Source organism: Novosphingobium sp. B-7 (genome assembly GCF_000410615.1).
GTDB lineage: Bacteria > Pseudomonadota > Alphaproteobacteria > Sphingomonadales > Sphingomonadaceae > Novosphingobium > Novosphingobium capsulatum.
In genome coordinates this window covers 1-266 of the sequence record NZ_APCQ01000199.1, presented here as the reverse complement: position 1 = coordinate 266, position 266 = coordinate 1, and the positions used below count along the sequence as shown (strand labels likewise).

At 64.3% G+C, this 266-nt stretch carries 1 protein-coding gene; it reads right to left on the bottom strand.

Going from position 1 to position 266, the window contains the following annotated elements; genetic code table 11:
• Positions 1–5: 5 nt before the first annotated feature.
• Positions 6–266 (bottom strand): YafY family protein (locus tag H926_RS0102215; protein ID WP_022674848.1); only part of this gene is annotated, 261 nt, incomplete at its 5' end.

Below are 266 nucleotides of genomic sequence, written 5' to 3'. Positions count from 1 at the left end.
GTCGATCATCGCGCGCTCCCGGCCTCGTGCCTCTCCGTCATGTCTCGCTTCCAGCGCTGGCGAAGCGTAGCCGGTCGAACGCCATGACCGTCTTCGAGAAACGTGGCGGCGGAAATGCGATCGGCGCGGAAGTGGCGGAAATCCTGGCGTAGCTCGCACCATGCGGCGAGCATTCGCGTGTCGTCGAGGAAGCCCAGGATGATCGGCCAGACGATGCGCCGGGTTGGCTCGCCATGCTGGTCGAGATAATCGATCGCGATCTTGCG